Annotated in this window: 10 protein-coding genes; 5 read left to right on the top strand and 5 right to left on the bottom strand. The window is 68.6% G+C overall.

Features of this window, described 5'->3' with window-relative positions; all coding sequences use genetic code 11:
- Positions 1–27 precede the first annotated feature (27 nt).
- Positions 28–630: an LppP/LprE family lipoprotein gene (locus tag QGN30_RS21360; protein ID WP_036390547.1), complete on the bottom strand. Its 603-nt coding sequence runs from the start codon at positions 628–630 to the stop codon at positions 28–30.
- A gap of 99 nt (positions 631–729) precedes the next feature.
- On the opposite strand from QGN30_RS21360, the gene QGN30_RS21355 reads away from it, so the two are divergent.
- The gene (locus QGN30_RS21355; protein ID WP_014382022.1) at positions 730–2,433 is read left to right on the top strand and encodes a DEAD/DEAH box helicase; all 1,704 of its coding nucleotides are present in this window, start codon (positions 730–732) and stop codon (positions 2,431–2,433) included.
- Positions 2,430–3,569 carry an acyltransferase family protein gene (locus QGN30_RS21350; protein ID WP_014382023.1) on the top strand — a complete coding sequence of 380 codons (1,140 nt, stop codon included), beginning with the start codon at positions 2,430–2,432 and terminating at the stop codon, positions 3,567–3,569. The genes QGN30_RS21355 and QGN30_RS21350 overlap by 4 nt, the downstream gene beginning before the upstream one ends.
- A 117-nt stretch (positions 3,570–3,686) precedes the next feature.
- Here the strand turns inward: QGN30_RS21350 and QGN30_RS21345 are convergent, their stop codons facing one another.
- The 3 genes from QGN30_RS21345 to QGN30_RS21335 all read right to left on the bottom strand — a co-directional run bounded on the left by QGN30_RS21345 (position 3,687) and on the right by QGN30_RS21335 (position 6,991).
- Complete coding sequence (locus QGN30_RS21345) at positions 3,687–4,268, bottom strand: TetR/AcrR family transcriptional regulator (RefSeq protein WP_008254688.1); 582 nt, start codon at positions 4,266–4,268, stop codon at positions 3,687–3,689.
- On the bottom strand, positions 4,268–5,509 hold the full coding sequence (locus tag QGN30_RS21340; protein WP_008254689.1) for a cytochrome P450: 1,242 nt from the start codon (positions 5,507–5,509) through the stop codon (positions 4,268–4,270). The genes QGN30_RS21345 and QGN30_RS21340 overlap by 1 nt, the downstream gene beginning before the upstream one ends.
- 114 nt (positions 5,510–5,623) lie before the next feature.
- Positions 5,624–6,991: an FAD-binding oxidoreductase gene (locus QGN30_RS21335; protein ID WP_008254690.1), complete on the bottom strand. Its 1,368-nt coding sequence runs from the start codon at positions 6,989–6,991 to the stop codon at positions 5,624–5,626.
- 65 nt (positions 6,992–7,056) lie between these two features.
- On the opposite strand from QGN30_RS21335, the gene QGN30_RS21330 reads away from it, so the two are divergent.
- From QGN30_RS21330 to QGN30_RS21320, 3 genes are read left to right on the top strand one after another with little or no spacing between them, the layout of a single operon-like run.
- Positions 7,057–7,893, top strand: coding sequence for a uracil-DNA glycosylase (locus tag QGN30_RS21330; protein WP_248923560.1), 837 nt, complete (start codon positions 7,057–7,059; stop codon positions 7,891–7,893).
- Positions 7,890–9,020, top strand: a complete 1,131-nt coding sequence (locus QGN30_RS21325; RefSeq protein ID WP_248923561.1) for an FAD-binding protein — start codon at positions 7,890–7,892, stop codon at positions 9,018–9,020. Before QGN30_RS21330 ends, QGN30_RS21325 begins: the two co-directional genes overlap by 4 nt.
- A gap of 45 nt (positions 9,021–9,065) precedes the next feature.
- Positions 9,066–10,097: an LLM class flavin-dependent oxidoreductase gene (locus QGN30_RS21320; protein ID WP_248923562.1), complete on the top strand. Its 1,032-nt coding sequence runs from the start codon at positions 9,066–9,068 to the stop codon at positions 10,095–10,097.
- Positions 10,098–10,104: 7 nt separating this feature from the next.
- On the opposite strand, the gene QGN30_RS21315 is transcribed toward QGN30_RS21320, so the two are convergent.
- Complete coding sequence (locus QGN30_RS21315) at positions 10,105–13,971, bottom strand: bifunctional diguanylate cyclase/phosphodiesterase (protein ID WP_248923666.1); 3,867 nt, start codon at positions 13,969–13,971, stop codon at positions 10,105–10,107.
- Positions 13,972–14,066 lie beyond the last annotated feature (95 nt).

Raw genomic sequence — 14,066 nt, 5'->3', positions numbered from 1 at the left:
GGTCGCGCCGGGCGGGCGTGCCCGGGATCAGTGCGCGGGCGTATTGCCGATCAGTTCGACGGCGTTGCCGTTCCAATGAAACTTCACGTGGGTGTTGAGGCCCTGGATCCCGCCCGGATAGGTCAGCGCCACCGTGTCGCCCGTGGTTTGCGCCGGGTCGATGCCGTTGAAGCCGTAGGTGTCGGGGACGCCCTGCGGGATGAATTGACCGAGGTGGAACAGCACCGCGCGGGTGGTGGGGCTGACCGCATTGGTGTTGGCCTTGATGATCACCGCCGACAGCTGCGCGCACTGGTTGTAGTTGCCGGCCAGCGGCTCGGGATTCCACGGCTGCTGGCTGCGCGGGTCGCGTGGCAGTTCGGACACCACCTTCGCGATGGTGGGCGAGGCGAGGTTGACCGCACATGGATCGGCCGGTGGCGCGTTGCCCGGCTGGGCGGCCGGCAATGGCGTGGCCGGGGCCGTGATCGACGGGGTCTCAGAAGTCCTTGCCTGCGGTGTCTTTGCGACTGTGGAATCTCCTGAACCGCAGCCGGTCAAAGTGGCGGCGATCAATGCAACAGCGGCCGAGCAGGTCAGTGGCTCGGTACGACACGGTAGCGACCACACATCGACGCACCGTACCGTCATCGGCGCCGCGGGTGTGGCAGGCGTGGCCGAGGCCCGCTCGGCTGTGCTGATGATCACGCGGACCGCCGGACAGCCGGTCACCACTAGACTTCTTGGGCGATGACCCTCTCAGACAGCTCGACCGGGGCTGCCTCTACGACGTTTGCCGACCTGCAGATCCACCCCTCGGTGCTGCGGGCGGTTGCCGACGTCGGCTACGAATCACCCACCGGTATCCAGGCCGCGACGATCCCGGCGCTGATGGCGGGCTCCGACGTGGTCGGGCTGGCGCAGACCGGCACCGGCAAGACCGCCGCGTTCGCGATCCCGATCCTGTCCAAAATCGACGTCACCAGCACCGCCACCCAAGCCCTGGTGCTCGCCCCGACCCGGGAGCTGGCCCTGCAGGTCGCCGAGGCGTTCAGCCGGTACGGAGCCCACCTGCCCAAGATCAACGTGCTGCCGATCTACGGCGGCTCGTCCTACAGCGTGCAGCTGGCCGGGCTGCGGCGCGGGGCGCACGTGGTGGTCGGCACGCCCGGCCGGGTGATCGACCACCTCGAACGGGGGACGCTGGACCTGTCCCACGTCGACTACCTGGTGCTCGACGAGGCCGACGAGATGCTCACCATGGGCTTCGCCGAAGAGGTCGATCGCATCCTGTCGGAGACCCCGGAATACAAGCAGGTGGCACTGTTCTCCGCGACCATGCCGCCCGCGATCCGCAAGCTCACCACCAAGTACCTGCACGACCCGCTCGAGGTCAGCACCAAGGCGAAAACCGCGACCGCCGAGAACATCTCGCAGCGCTACATCCAGGTCGCCGGTCCCCGCAAGATGGACGCGCTGACCCGGGTGCTCGAGGTCGAGCCGTTCGAGGCGATGATCGTCTTCGTCAGAACCAAACAGGCCACCGAGGAAGTCGCCGAAAAGCTAAGGGCGCGAGGTTTCTCCGCCGCGGCCATCAACGGGGACATCCCGCAGGGCCAGCGCGAGCGGACCGTCGCCGCCTTAAAGGACGGCAGCATCGACATCCTGGTCGCCACCGACGTGGCCGCACGCGGACTCGACGTGGAGCGGATCTCGCACGTGCTCAACTACGACATCCCGCATGACACCGAGTCGTACGTGCACCGGATCGGGCGCACCGGCAGGGCCGGACGTTCGGGCACCGCGCTGCTGTTCGTTTCGCCGCGAGAGCGCCACCTGCTCAAGGCGATCGAAAAGGCCACGCGGCAAACGCTCACCGAAACCGCCTTGCCCACCGTCGAGGACGTCAACGCGCAACGGGTGGCCAAGTTCGCCGATTCGATCACCACCGCGCTCGGGGCCCCCGGCATCGACCTGTTCCGCAAGCTGGTCCAGGACTACGAACGCGAACACGACACCCCGATGGCCGATATCGCCGCCGCGCTGGCCCTGCAATCCCGCGACGGCGAGGAATTCCTGATGTCGCCCGAACCTCCGCCCGAGCGTCGCGAGCGGCGCACCGAGCGCCGCGACCGCCCCGAAAAGCCAAGGTCTACACGGCCGTTCGCCACGTATCGCATCGCGGTGGGCAAGCGCCACAAGATCGGTCCGGGCGCCATCGTGGGCGCCATCGCCAACGAGGGAGGGCTGCATCGCAGCGACTTCGGCCACATCGCGATCGGCCCGGACTTCTCGTTGGTGGAACTGCCGGCCAAGTTGCCCAAGTCGACGTTCAAAAGGCTTGAGCAGACCCGCATCTCGGGGGTGTTGATCAACCTTCAGCCGGACAGGTCCTCAGCCAAGGCCCGCGGCGGCCGGGACGGCGGGAAACCGCGCAGGAAACACGGCGAATGACGCTGTCCGAAGAACAGGACGCCCAGGGCGGACTCGAGCAGACCTCGCGCGTCGACCGCGTCGCCTCGCTGACGGGCGTCCGGGCCGTCGCCGCGCTGCTCGTCGTCGGCACCCACGCGGCCTACACCACCGGCAAATACACCCACGGCTATTGGGGCCTGGTCGGTTCCCGGATGGAGATCGGGGTGCCGATCTTCTTCGTGCTGTCCGGTTACCTGTTGTTCCGCCCGTGGGTGAAGTCCGCCGCAACCGGCGGCCCGCCGCCGTCGCTGAGTCGCTATGCGTGGCACCGGGTTCGGCGCATCATGCCCGCCTACGTCGTCACGGTGTTGTTCGCCTACGTGCTGTACCACTACCGCGAGGCGGGGCCCAACCCCGGGCACTCGTGGCTGGGGTTGGCGCGCAACCTGACGCTGACCCAGATCTACTGCAACGGCTACCTGGGCAAGTATCTGCACCAGGGGCTGACCCAGATGTGGAGCCTGGCCGTGGAGGCCTCGTTCTACGTCATCCTCCCGCTGCTGGCCTACCTGCTGCTGGTGTTGATATGCCGGCGTCAATGGCAGCCGAAGCTGGTGCTGGGCGCCCTCGCGGCGATGGCGTTGATCAGCCCGGCGTGGCTGGTTCTCGTGCACACCGACCACTGGTTCCCCGACGGCGCCCGGCTGTGGCTGCCCACCTATTTGGCCTGGTTCCTCGCCGGCATGATGCTCACCGTGTTGCAGGAGATGGGCGTGCGCGCGTACGGGTTTGTGGCCATCCCGCTGGCGATCATCAGCTATTTCATCGCGTCCACACCCATCGCCGGCGCGCCCACCACCTCCCCGGCGACGTTGAGCGAGGCGTTGTTCAAGACCTGTTTTTATGCCGTGATCGCCGCACTGGCGGTGGCGCCCTTGGCGCTGGGGGATCACGGATGGTATTCGCGGCTGTTGGCCAGCCGCCCCATGGTGTGGCTGGGGGAGATCTCCTACGAAATCTTCCTGATCCACCTGATCACCATGGAATTCGCGATGGACTACGTGGTGGGCGCGCGCGTCTACACCGGGCCGATGCTTTATCTGTTCGTCGCGACGCTGGCGCTGACGATCCCGTTGGCGTGGCTGTTGCACCGTTTCACGCGGGTTCGCGACTAGCGCCTTTGCCCGCCTCCCAGCGACAAGCGCATTGCTCAGCGCGCCGAGCCGACGTTGCTTGGAGGCGGGCGCTGAGGACATTGCTTCCGGCCCGGGAGCGCGACGAATCCGGCGGCCCTAGCCGCGGGCGGACACCGGCGCCACGATCGGCACGACGAATTCCTCGATCATCGCCCGCTCGTCGGCTTCGTCGTGGCCCGGGAACAGCAGCATCGACACGATCACCCGGACCACCCAGCGCGCCCGGCGCTCCACCACCGCGGGATCATCGGCTCCCAACGAGTTCAGGAACGCCGCCGCCAGGGCCGCGATCACGTCGGACTGGCCCGCCAACTCGCCGCCGACTGGCGGGCGCGTCGTGGCGAACCACGACGCCAGCGCGGGACTCTCGCGCACCATCTGCAAGGTGACCAGGATGCTCGCGACCAGTCTTTCGTGCGGGTCCTCGATGCCGCCGGTGCGCGCGAGGATGGCGCGGCCGAGCCGGTGGGTCTCGCGGTGCACGTACGCGGTGCGCAATGCCTCGCGATTCTCGAAATACCGGTACAGCGTCGCTCGGGAACACCCTGCGGCCCTGGCGATTTCGTTCATGCCGATCGAATCCGAGTCGCGCTGGGTATAGAGTTCCTCGGCCGCGTCGAGTATCCGGTCGGCGGCCGCTTCGCTGCGCCGCGCGGAAAGCCAGTCGTTTCCCGGCATCAGGACCCCACTCGAATCGGCACCGACAGCGGCCGCCGCACGTAATTGCCCCCGGCCCAGGCGATCCCTGATTCGTCGACCTCGAAGTCGGGGCATCGGGCCAGCAGCTCGGTGAGCGCCACCCGGGACTGCATCCGGGCCGCGGCGGCGCCCAGGCAGTGGTGCGCGCCGTGGCTGAACGTCAAAATGTTGCGCGGGCACCGGGTCACGTCGAGTTCGGCCGCGTCGGGCCCGTATTGGCGTTCGTCGCGGTTGGCCGACCCGTACAGCAGCAGCGCCCTGCGCCCGGCGGGAATGGTGGTGTCGCCGATCGTCACCTCGCGGGTGGTCGTGCGCGCCAACCCCTGGACCGGTGAGGTCATCCGCAGCAGCTCCTCGACAGCGTCGGTGATCAATTCGGGGTTGTCCACCAACAACTTTCGCTGATCGGGACGCTCGTGCAGCAGCGGCATCGAGCCGCCGAGCATGCCGGTGACGGTGTCGTTGCCGCCGGTCACCATCGTGAATGTGAACGCCAGGATCGACAGCGTGCCGGCGACGTCACCGTCGGCGCCCACCCCCGCGGTCACCAGGTGGGAGATCGTGTCGTCCTCGGGGTCGGTGCGACGACGTTCGATCAGGCCGGTGAAGTAGGCCATCATCGACCCGACCGCGTCGCCGACGGTCTCCAGTGCCCCCGCGACGCCGCCCTCGGCGGTGTTGGCCGCGACGATCGCCTGGGTCCAGCCGTCGAACTGCACCCAGTCCTCTTCGGGCACACCGAGATAATGCGCGACCACCATCGACGGCAGCGGTTTGAACAGCTCGGTGACGATGTCACCGCCGCCGGCCGCGCGCAACCCCTCGATGCGCTCGACGACGAATTCCCGCACCTTGGGTTCCACCGCCTCGACCTGCCGCGGCGTGAACCCGCGCGACACCAGCTTGCGGAACTGGGTGTGCACCGGTGGATCCTGCATCACGAACGGTGGATTGTCTTGCAGGCCAATCAGTTCCAGATCGTCATAGTTGACGGTCAGGCCCTTTGCCGAGGAGAAGGTTTCGTGGTCGCGGGCCGCCGCCCACACGTCGGCGTGCCGCGACAACACGTAGTAGTCATGCTCGGGAGAATTCGCCGGAACGACGTGGTGCACGGGGTCGTGGTCGCGCAGCGCGCGGTACATCGGCCACGGGTTCGACCAGGTGGCGGCGGTCGCGAGCTGGAAGGCGACCGGTGCGTTCTGAGACATAACAGCAGCCATGTCTTATTCGTACGACAGCAGCCGAGATATGTCAACCGCCCGGCGACGCCAGTGCTCGGCCAGCCGGGCAGTCGACATCGATTTCCCGGCCAGCCGGGCGCTCAGCAGCCAGAACTAAATGCCCGACCCGGGGTTGAGGATGCCCTTCGGATCCAACGCCTGCTTGATGCGCCGGTTGAGGTCCATCACCTCGGGCCCGAGATAGCCAGCCAGCCAGGGCCGCTTCAACCGGCCCACCCCGTGCTCGCCGGTGATCGTGCCGCCGAGACCGACGGCCAGGTCCATGATCTCGCCGAATGCCAGGTGGGCGCGTTCGGTCATGTCGGCATCGGCGGGGTCGTAGACGATCAACGGGTGGGTGTTGCCGTCGCCGGCGTGGGCGATCACCGAGATCATCAGGTCGCGTTCGGCGGCGATGCCGGCGATCCCGGTGACCAGCCGGCCCAGCGCCGGAAGCGGCACGCCGACGTCCTCGAGCAACAGCGATCCCTTGGCTTCGACGGCCGGGATGCAAAACCGCCGCGCGACGACGAATGCTTCGCCCTCGTCGGGATCGTCGGTCGAAAATACTTCCGTCGCAGCGTTTTCCGCCAAGACCTTGGCCATGATCTCGGCGTCCTCGCTACCGGCGCGGCCGCGCTCGTCGGACCCGGCCACCAGCATGGCCGCCGCCCCGCGGTCCAGGTCCATGCGCAGGGTGTCCTCGACGGCGTTGATCGCCACCGAGTCCATGAACTCCAGCATCGAGGGGCGAAGCCGGGCGGTGACCCCGAGCACCGCGTCGACCGCGTCCTGCACCGAGGCGAAGGTGGCGACGACGACGCTGGACGCGTTCTGCTTGGGTACCAGCCGCAGCGTCACCTCCGTGACGACGCCCAGCGTGCCTTCGCTGCCGACGAAGAGTTTGGTCAGCGACAGGCCCGCGACGTCCTTGAGCCGCGGCCCGCCCAGCCGGACCGCGGTCCCGTCGGCCAGCACCACCTGCATGCCCAGCACATAGTCGGTGGTGACGCCGTACTTCACGCAGCACAGCCCCCCGGCGTTGGTGGCGATGTTGCCGCCGATGCTGCAGATCTCGAACGAGGACGGATCCGGCGGATACCACAGGCCGTGTTCGGCTGCGGCCTTTTTCACCTCGGCGTTGAACAGCCCGGGCTGGCATACGGCGGTCCGCGTCACCGGGTCGACCGAGATGTCGCGCATCTTCTCGGTCGAGAGCACGATGCAGTTGTCCAGGGCGGTCGCCCCGCCGGACAGGCCGCTCCCGGCGCCCCGGGGCACGACGGGCACCCGATTAGCGGTGGCCCAGCGCAGCACGGTCTGCACCTCTTCGGTGCGCCGCGGTCGCACCACGGCCAGCGGTTTGCCGGCCGACGGGTCGAACGCGCGGTCTTGGCGATAGCCCTCGGTCACGGTGGGATCGGTGACGACCATCCCGTCGGGCAGGTCGGCGATCAGGCTGGCCAGGGCGTCAGAGCTCACGGCCCGATAGTAAGCCCGTGTCGCGGCCCCGGACGGTGCCCGGGTCTGCACGACGTGGCCACTGAATGCAGGATGTTCATGTGCTCGACCACCCGCGTACCGGCCAGCCGTTCGACTCTCCGGTTGGCGCGGGCACCGGATGGCCGGGTGACCCGGCCACGCCGCAGACCCCGGTGGCGGCCGATGCCGCTCGGGTCGTCGCCCTCGCGGAACAGGCCACCTCGATCCCCGAGCTCGACGCCCTGGTCAGCGTGTGCCGGGCCTGTCCGCGGCTGGTCGACTGGCGCGAGGAGGTGGCGAGGGTCAAACGGCGGGCCTTCGCCGACCAACCGTATTGGGGCCGGCCCGTACCCAGCTGGGGAGCGGCGCGGCCGCGGCTGCTCATCGTCGGGCTGGCGCCCGCCGCCCACGGCGCCAACCGCACCGGCCGGATGTTCACCGGCGACCGCTCGGGCGACCAGTTGTACGCCGCGCTGTACCGGGCCGGGCTGGTGAACCAGCCCACCAGCGTGGACGCCGCGGATGGGTTGGCTACCAAGCAGATTCGCATCGTCGCACCGGTGCGGTGTGCGCCTCCGGCCAACGCCCCGACCCCCGCCGAGCGGGACACCTGCTGGCCCTGGCTGCAGGCCGAGTGGCAGCTGGTGGCCGACCACGTTCGCGTGGTCGTGGCCCTCGGCGGATTCGGCTGGCAGATCGCGCTGCGACTGCCGGGCACCCCCGGTCGAGCCGCGGGACCCAAGCCCCGGTTCGGCCACGGCGCCGTTGCCGACCTCGCCCCCGGGGTGCGGTTGCTCGGCTGCTACCACCCGAGCCAGCAAAACATGTTCACCGGTAGGTTGACACCAGCAATGCTCGACGACATCTTCCGGGACGCAAAAGAACTGGCAGGGATCAAGTGAGCGAGATTCTCGTTTCCGGCGCCAGCGTGGCGGGCACGGCGGCCGCGTTTTGGCTTGGGCGGCATGGCCATTCGGTGACGGTGGTGGAGCGTCATCGCGGGCCGCGGCCGGGCGGCCAGGCGATCGACGTGCGCGGCCCGGCGCTGACCGTGCTCGACCGCATGGGGCTGCTGGCCGCCGCCGAGAAGCGCAAGACGCAAATCCGCGGCTCCTCCGTCGTCGACCGTGACGGCAATGAGCTGTCCCGCGACACCGAATCGACACCGACCGGCGGGCGCATCGACAGCCCAGACATCGAACTGCTGCGCGACGACTTAATCGAATTGCTCTACGGCGCAAGCCAATGGACGACCGATTACCTTTTCGACGACACCGTCACCGCGTTGGACGACGATGGCACGGCCGTCCGCGTCATCTTCGAGCGTGCCGCACCACGGGAATTCGACCTCGTCATCGGCGCCGACGGATTGCACTCCAACGTGCGGCGACTGGTGTTCGGGCCGGAGGAGAACGTCATCGAACGGCTGGGCACGCACGCGGCGATCTTCACCGTGCCCAATTTCTTGGACCTCGACCACTGGCAGATGTGGCACTACGGGGACTCCACCATGGCGGGGATCTACAGCGCGCGTCACAACGCGGAGGCCCGGGCCATGTTGGGTTTCATGGACCCGGAGCTGCGGATCGACTACCGCGACGCCGAGGCCCAGTTCGCCGAGCTGGAGCGGCGGATGGCCGGGGAAGGATGGGTTCGCCCCCAACTGCTGGAGTACATGCGGACCGCGCCCGATTTCTACTTCGACGAGATGTCGCAGATCAAGATGGACCGCTGGTCGCACGGCCGCGTGGTACTGGTCGGCGACGCCGGGTATTGCTGCTCACCGCTGTCGGGCCAGGGAACCAGCGTCGCGCTGCTGGGCGCCTACATCCTCGCCGGCGAGCTCAAGTCCGCCACCTCGGACGGGACCGCCGACCACGCGCGCGGATTCGCCAACTACCACCGCGAATTCGCGGACTACGTGCAGCGCAACCAATGGTTGGTCGTGGACAACATTCCCGGCGGCGCCCCGATTCCGCAGCAGGTGTTCGACCGCATCGTCTCGTCGATCGCCCTCAAGGACTACTAGGGCGGGTTCGGGAACGTTTGCCGGCCCGCGCGCGTTGACGCCATCGTGCGTCTTTCCGTCCTTGATCTCATCCCGGTGCGCACCGACCAGACGACCGGCGACGCGCTGGCGGCCACCGTGCAGCTGGCGCAGGCCGCGGATCGGTTGGGTTTTACCCGCTACTGGGTTGCCGAGCACCACAACATGCCTTCCGTCGGTGCCACCAGCCCGCCGGTGGTGCTCGCCTATCTGGCACCCCAGACCTCGCAGCTGCGGCTCGGCTCGGGTGGGGTGATGCTGCCCAACCACGCGCCGCTGGCGGTGGCCGAACAATTCGCGCTGCTGGAAGCGGCCGCCCCCGGGCGCATCGACCTCGGCATCGGCCGCGCGCCGGGATCCGACCCGGTGACCTCCTACGCGCTGCGGGGCGGGCAGGACGGCCGGGACATCGAGAACTTTCCCGAATACCTCGACGACGTGGCGGCACTGATGAGCGCGCGCGGCGTGCGGGTTCCGTTGCGCTCGGGCGACTACACGCTCAAGGCCACCCCGGCCGCCGTGACCGAACCGCGCCTGTGGCTGCTGGGTTCGTCGATGTATTCGGCGCACTTGGCCGCCGCCAAGGGGCTGCCGTACGTGTTCGCACATCACTTCTCCGGCAAGGGAACCGACGAGGCGCTCGAGGTCTACCGCGCCCGCTTCACGCCCAGCGCGTTTGCCGCCGAGCCGCGGACGTTTCTGACGGTCAACGCGGCGGTGGCCGAAACCCGGGAGGAGGCAACGGCGTTGATGCTGCCCAACCTGCAGATGATGGCCAGGTTGCGGACCGGGCAGCCGCTCGGTCCGGTGCCGCTGGTGGAGGAGGCGGCCGTGGCCGAGTTGACCGGACAGCAGCAGGCGATCGTCGACAGCGGTCTGCGACGCGCCATCCTGGGGACGCCGGCGGAGGCCGCCGAGCAGATCCGAGCGCTCGCCGAGCATTTCGGCGTCGACGAGGTGATGGTGAACCCGGTGGCCTCGGCCCGCCGCGGCACCGGGCCCGACACCGCACCGGCGCGCGTCGCGACGCTGCAGCTGCTGGCCAAAGAGCTGTTCTGAGTCCCGCTCACGCCCGCCGGTTGAACTGGCGGGTGCGGGGTTCGGGGGCGTGCTGGGCGATCCAGTCCCGCAACTCGTCGGGCGGCAACGGCGCGGTGTGCACGTAACCCTGGGTGATCATGCAGCCGTACCGGTGCAGCGCGTCCAGGGTGGCCTCGTTCTCGACGCCCTCGGCGACGAGGTCGGCGCCCAGGTTGTGGGCGAGCGCCACCGTGGACCGCACGATCGCGACCGATCGTGCGTCGTGATCCAGGCGGGTTACGAAAATCCGGTCGAGTTTGAGCTCATCGACCGAAACCTCTTGCAGCCGGGCCAATGACGACCAGCCGGTGCCGTAGTCGTCGAGCGATATGCGGATCCCCAAGCGTTGCAGGGCGGCGACGGTGTTGCGGGATCGCGCGGAATCCACCAGCGCGCTCTCGGTGATCTCGAGGATGAGCGCGTCGGCGGGCAGGTCATAATTCGCGAGCAGCCGCTCCACGGTGCCGACGAGCTCGATGTCGAGCAGGTTGGTCGTCGACAGGTTCACCGCGACGGTGAGCGTGATGCCCTGCTCACGCCAGCACCGGACCTGTTTGAGCGCCATGCTCAGGGTGCGGTTGGAGATCTTGCGCATCAGTCCGGCGCGCTCGGCGACGGGCAAGACCTCCTCCGGCAGCAGCGTTCCGCGGGTGGGATGCTGCCAGCGCAGCACCGCCTCGACGCTGTGAACGCTGCCGTCGCGCCCGTCGATCTTGGGCTGGTAGTGCAATTTCAGCTCGTCGGTGTCGAACAAGGCCGTGCGCAGGTCCTCGATGAGGTTGGGGTCGTTGTTCCGGTAAACCTCGAAGGACGAGTCGTAGACCGCGATCTTGCTGCGAGCGGATTCGGCGTGCGCCATCGCGGTCTCGGCGCGGCCCAGCAGCTCTTCCGGGTGGTCGCAGTGGTCGGGGCACAGCGCGATGGCGATGCGGCCTTCGACCTGGACGGTGATCGGATCCAAGGCGATCGGCTCACTCAACGCTTCCAGCAGCCGGCCCGCCTGAGCGCTGGCGGCGGTGAGGTTGGCCCCGTCCGCGAGCAGCACGGCGAATTGGTCATCACCGACCCGCGCCAGCAGGTCGTCGCGACGGACGCTGCCGGACAGGCGGTTTGCGATATGGCACAGCAACTCATCGCCGAACTGGCGACCGATCGAGTCGGTGATCTCGTGAAAATCGCTCAGGCTCAACAGCAACAGAGCCCGCCGGGCGCGCGCTCTGCCCGGAATCGACGCGGACCCCGGCGCCGTAGCGGGCAACGCGGTCAGGGCGCTGGCCAGTGAGTGCCGGTTGGGCAACGCGGTCAACTCGTCGGTCATGGCGTGCTTGTCGTGCGTGTGCAGCAGGCTCACGTCCCGGAAGGTCAGTGAGAATCGCGCGGTCGCCACGACCAGGCTCAACGCCGCCAGGGTCGCGGCCGGCCGCGAATGATGCGCCAGAACGATAACTCCCAGCGCGACAACGGAAGTCGTCACCGGGGTGACGTACGGGCTGAATCGGTGTCTGGGCACCGGCGCCGCCGGCGACGAAGGGGACCAGCTGGCCATCGCGATGAGCAACGACGACGCCGGCCAGCAGGCATCCAGCAAGGTGCCGACCCGATAGGAGCCCGCCGTCGTCTGGAACAGGTACGCTACGTCCGCCACCGCAAACACGACCAGTCCGGTCATCAGCAGCGCCCAGCGAAAGTCATTGCGCCAACCGAGTATTGGCAGCATGCCGGCGGCCAGGGCCAGGAGCACCAGGTCAATCCAGGGGTAGACCAATCCCATCCACACCGTCGCGGGCGTGCGTGACGTCGCCGCCCGCATGGGGCCCTCCGTCACGGCCGCGGCCACCGCCGCCAGCGTCAGGGCGCACACCAGCGAGTCGAGCTGAATCGGGATCGGCAACCGCTTGAACCGTGCCCGCATGAGCAGCAGCAGCCCGGCGTACACCAGCGGGTAGTACGCCAGGTACACCGGGTCGGCCACCGACGGGGAGCGACCGTTGGGCACAAACAACGCGTAGACGATGTCGCCCGCGGCCGAGAACGCCATCCCGGCGGCGATCAGTGACCACGCCAACCGGTCCGCCGAGACGCGGTACGCGCGAAGGACAACCAGACCGGCGGCCAACACGGTCAGCGCCGAATACAGCGTTGTGGCCGAGAACATGCCGTGTCCCGCGTCCGGATGCGCGACGCTGGACGCGGCGAAGGCGATCACGCCGACCGCCAGCACCGCGAAGCCCACCCGGATACCCCTCGGTGGCCGAGGGGCATCGTCCCCGACATCGCCGGAGGGCGAGTTCGTGGTCGGTGTCGCGACGTCGGAAACGGGCGGTGACGCCTGCGGCGTCGCGACACCGCCGCCGCCATCGACCGGCGGCGCCACGTCGGATTCCCCGGAATCGGGAGACGCCGGGAACGCGTACGGCAACGGCAGGTCGGGCATGAAGCTGCGGATGCATTGCCCGCCTTCGCGTTTGGCGGCGTACATGGCGAGGTCGGCGTGCCTCAGCAGCTGGTCGACCGTGCAGGCCGATGCGCCGGTGCACACCGTGAATCCGATGCTGGGCCGGACCATGATCGGAATGCCGTCGATCAGGATGGCCCCGGTGAACGCGTCGAGGATCCGGTGCGCGGCCGCCTGCGATTCTTGGACGGAAGCCTCGATGACCGCCGCGAATTCGTCGCCGCCGAGCCGGGCGATGGTCCCGCTTTCCCCCAACGCCGCGGTGAGCCGCCCGGCCACCCTGACCAAAAGCTCGTCGCCGGCCGGATGGCCCAGGGCGTCGTTGACCGACTTGAAGTTGTCGAGGTCCAGGCACAGCACCGCGATGGGCATGCCGTTGGGATGCCGGCGCGCGACGGCCTGTTCCAGGCGCTGCAGGAACAGGGCGCGATTGGCCAGACCGGTCAGGTTGTCGCGAAACGCCTCGCGCGCGACCTCCGACAACAAATTCTGGTTGTCGACCAGGACGACGAATTGCCGGGCCAGCACGGCGGCCACCAGGATGCCCAGCGCGGCGAGCATGGGGTCGTGTATCGAATGGCCCGCCGCGTGCGCCCAGCCCGCCGCGGCGGCGAGGATCAGCGGCAAGTAGGGCAGCCACAGCCGGGCCCGGAACTCGGTCTCATCCGGCGGCGCGGGCGCGGGACGCTCGTGCGCGGCGGCCAGGGCCGCGAGCGCCAATAACGCCAGGCCCGCGACTCGGACCAGGTCGCCGACCCCGCCCGTGTGATAGCTGGCGATGCCGGTATAGAAGACCAGCGCCATGTCGGCGATGCAGATGGTCGCGACGCCAGCGGCGAGCAGGCTGCGGCTCGGCCGGTCGCCGGGACGAGCCCGGGACAGCATCAGGATCGCCGTCGTCACCTGGACGATGTCGGCGAAGACCTCCGCCGAGGTCACCAGCCGCGCGCCGGAATGCTCCTGCAGCTGCGCTTCGACCACGAACACCCAGGCGATGACGAACAGCGACGTCGCCACGATGAGACCGTCGAGCAGCAGACGCCGGGGGCTCTTGCGAGACAATTGGGACAGCAGCACCAACGACGTCATCGCGCCGACCGGCCACAGCAGAAGGACGAACTCGGTTGCCGCAGGGTGCGTGGCGTGATCGAATTCCGGGCGCACGTCGTAGAACGCCCAGATGACCTCACCGGCCGCCCAGCCGAGCAGGGCCGTCACCAGCGCCAGCCATCCGAATCGTTGGCGCCGGGGCTTGAAGCGGGCCGCGCGCGCGGCGTATGCCGCCGCGATGGCAAGGCACATCGCGATGACGAACCCGTTGATGGGGTGCGTCCCGTACGGGCCGCGCCATCCCCAGAACGACGACAGCACGATCAGCACGCCGGCTACGCCGTACACGGAGACGAGGGCCCACCCGGCGGGTGCCGGCACCCCCGACCGCCGCCACGGATTCACCGCCCGCCGTTTCGTCACGCTTGAGCTCCCCTGTTGTG

The sequence above is a fragment of the Mycobacterium sp. 3-98 genome (assembly GCF_035918355.1).
Taxonomy (GTDB): Bacteria; Actinomycetota; Actinomycetes; order Mycobacteriales; family Mycobacteriaceae; genus Mycobacterium; species Mycobacterium intracellulare.
This window is presented reverse-complemented; position numbering and strand designations above follow the sequence as displayed.

Excerpts from the sequence above, each read along its gene's own strand:
- QGN30_RS21360 (WP_036390547.1), bottom strand. The coding sequence starts at position 630 with ATGACGGTACGGTGCGTCGATGTGTGGTCGCTACCGTGTCGTACCGAG.
- QGN30_RS21355 (WP_014382022.1), top strand. The coding sequence starts at position 730 with ATGACCCTCTCAGACAGCTCGACCGGGGCTGCCTCTACGACGTTTGCC.
- QGN30_RS21350 (WP_014382023.1), top strand. The coding sequence starts at position 2,430 with ATGACGCTGTCCGAAGAACAGGACGCCCAGGGCGGACTCGAGCAGACC.
- QGN30_RS21345 (WP_008254688.1), bottom strand. The coding sequence starts at position 4,268 with ATGCCGGGAAACGACTGGCTTTCCGCGCGGCGCAGCGAAGCGGCCGCC.
- QGN30_RS21340 (WP_008254689.1), bottom strand. The coding sequence starts at position 5,509 with ATGGCTGCTGTTATGTCTCAGAACGCACCGGTCGCCTTCCAGCTCGCG.
- QGN30_RS21330 (WP_248923560.1), top strand. The coding sequence starts at position 7,057 with ATGCAGGATGTTCATGTGCTCGACCACCCGCGTACCGGCCAGCCGTTC.